Raw genomic sequence first — 2,344 nt, forward strand, 5'->3', positions numbered from 1 at the left:
AGAAATTCATTTTTATCTAAAATGAATTTGTGAAGAATTGATGTAAAGGTGACACTATCAATATACCTTTGCATCGATGCAACAGTTTTCATGAACTCTACTTGTTCGTGAGCATCAACGTCGAATAGTTCACCACGGCAAATCTCCATTTCACTAACTTTTAAGATTTCGGCTAAGTTTTTGATATTACTAGCCTTAGGTTCGTTCTTCCCATTTTCCCATTTCATATATGTTTGGGGGGTCACACCAACAAACTCTGCAACATCACTTTGTTTTAAATTTAGTAGGTCTCGCCTAGTTTTAAGTACATCTTTAAGCATCCGAAACTCCTGTGAATATCATTTTTAATAATTATACATGCTATTTTTCATACCTCGACTTTACATGTCTAAAAGTAAAGTTTAAGCTGTGATAAATCATAGTTGACAGGGTTTTTACATTGTTCTTTATCGACCGTTTATTCATGCAACAAGATCATCATTCAGGCGGGCTTCCGCTTGTTGGTCGTCATGTTATTGAGCGAGTTGATTTGGAAACTGGTGAGAAACTACCTCCCTCAGTGAATCAAAAAATACTTGAAGGTTCTTTCAGTACAAAGTTGACGATTAGATGTGATGGATACCGTGTAAGAGTTGAAGGAAACCCATCTCGCTGGCAGCGTCAGGACAATCTTTTTGGACTCGAAACTATCGAGCAGTGTGTGGAAATCTATAACCATATTTTATCCAAATATGACCTACCGCCATTTACAAAAAATACCCGCCTATCACATAGACAATCCCCTGATGGTAAAGCTTCTTCACTTGTAGGTGATGGGGCTGAAATTACGAGTATCGACTGGACTCGAAACATGTCAGTAGGCAAGGGCAGTGAACAATCTTTTATACGAGGAATGTCCTCAATCCAAATGGGACGCGGTCGTAAACCAAAACTCTATCCGGATGGTACTAGTTGCTACTGGGGCGAGGGGTCAGAATGGGAGGTAATTAAGCTATATACAAAAGGCGTCGAGTTACGCCGTCACATGAAAAAAGTCAAAAATCTAGACGCTGATACACTTAGTTATATCAATCAACTAATTGAATACTGTGAAAAAAATGGAGTCGTTCGACTAGAAAGTAGCTTAAGGCAGAAGTTGTTGAAGAGATACAACCTGCAATTTTACGGCTACGTAAAAGAGCATGACTTCTTACCACACTTACAAAACTTCGAGAATGCTATGAACACAATATCAGTCTCACATGATCACCACGAAACGATAGCTCAACAACTTTTATCTTGTGGAGTTGTCGATACAGTTCGCAAAGCAAATACAACCATGAATTACTTTACGTTATGGCAGAACGGCACTGACCTTAGAGAAACACTGAATCGCTCTCAGTTCTATGAACATAAAGCCAGATTGAAAAAAATCGGTATCGATATCGGTCAACAGTTCGATGTCTCTAGAATGTGTCCAACGTTGAAGCGTTCGAAAGAAATAGAAGTTCAACCATTACTGGTACCAGCTTGGTATCAACTACCAAAGGCTGCGCAATCAAACGTGCTGCCGTTTAAAGCTTACGTAGCTTAAGGAAAAGATATGTTGAAAGTAGAAATCTTCCCAGAACATGAACAACCAATCACAAGAACATTACCAGGCAAAGATGGTAAACAAGCTAGAACGATAAGAGAACAAGTCGGATATGCATATCTAGGTGGTAAGTTCCCAGTCGAAATGAAGCTATCGTTACAAGACGACCAATCTGCATATAAATCAGGAAACTACGAACTTGATAGCTCAAGCTTTACCGTGAATAACTTCGGTGGACTGGAATTAAAACGCTTCGGCATTAAGCTCGTGAGGTCGATGAAATAATGGAAGATCAAGTCATGAAATCTGATGAACTCCAAGAAGTCATTAACTGGTTACACAACGATGTAGATAAAGCCGTTGATGATGCCAATGATGTAGTTGCCAAGCGCCAGTACAAAAAAGTCTTCGACAGCTTAGAGTTACTAAAAGAAATGCTGCTCATGAGTGAGTCCAACAAAAACCATGTACAGATGCTTGGCTATCGAGATGATACAAACCAAGTTCAATGTATGGTGTCGAATGTTGTTGGCTTAAACTTCCAAGAAGTGAATGAACTTGCTGATGAGATATTCTTGGTTGGTGACTGGTTCATGTCAGTTACAAACGTTGATGGAGATGAAAACCACACCGTAAAAATCTATGGTCCATATGAGACAGACCAACAAGCAATGGAACATGCACGTAAAACCTTGTTAGTAACAACGTTCAGAAGCTCTGTATGAGCCTAGAAAGCCCCTCAAAATCAAACTAGCCTAAGTGCGTATTATG

At 39.4% G+C, this 2,344-nt stretch carries 4 protein-coding genes; 3 read left to right on the plus strand and 1 reads right to left on the minus strand.

Translation table 11 applies throughout. The annotated features are described in order from the left end of the window. Positions 1–320 (minus strand): helix-turn-helix transcriptional regulator (locus AB4138_RS23510; protein ID WP_372307916.1); only part of this gene is annotated, 320 nt, incomplete at its 3' end. A gap of 119 nt (positions 321–439) precedes the next feature. Between AB4138_RS23510 and AB4138_RS23515 the strand changes: the two genes are divergently transcribed. From AB4138_RS23515 to AB4138_RS23525, 3 genes are read left to right on the plus strand one after another with little or no spacing between them, the layout of a single operon-like run. Beyond that, positions 440–1,573 carry a phage/plasmid replication protein, II/X family gene (locus AB4138_RS23515; RefSeq protein WP_086716350.1) on the plus strand — a complete coding sequence of 378 codons (1,134 nt, stop codon included), beginning with the start codon at positions 440–442 and terminating at the stop codon, positions 1,571–1,573. Positions 1,574–1,582: 9 nt separating this feature from the next. Continuing rightward, positions 1,583–1,858, plus strand: coding sequence for a G5P family DNA-binding protein (locus AB4138_RS23520; protein WP_016796579.1), 276 nt, complete (start codon positions 1,583–1,585; stop codon positions 1,856–1,858). Between the two features lie 14 nt (positions 1,859–1,872). Next, the gene (locus tag AB4138_RS23525) at positions 1,873–2,298 is read left to right on the plus strand and encodes a hypothetical protein (protein ID WP_372307919.1); all 426 of its coding nucleotides are present in this window, start codon (positions 1,873–1,875) and stop codon (positions 2,296–2,298) included. The last annotated feature ends 46 nt before the right edge of the window (positions 2,299–2,344 follow it).

The sequence above is a fragment of the Vibrio sp. 10N.286.52.C3 genome (assembly GCF_041468865.1).
Classification (GTDB): domain Bacteria; phylum Pseudomonadota; class Gammaproteobacteria; order Enterobacterales; family Vibrionaceae; genus Vibrio; species Vibrio crassostreae_C.

Excerpts from the sequence above, each read along its gene's own strand:
- AB4138_RS23525 (WP_372307919.1), top strand. The coding sequence starts at position 1,873 with ATGAAATCTGATGAACTCCAAGAAGTCATTAACTGGTTACACAACGAT.
- AB4138_RS23520 (WP_016796579.1), top strand. The coding sequence starts at position 1,583 with ATGTTGAAAGTAGAAATCTTCCCAGAACATGAACAACCAATCACAAGA.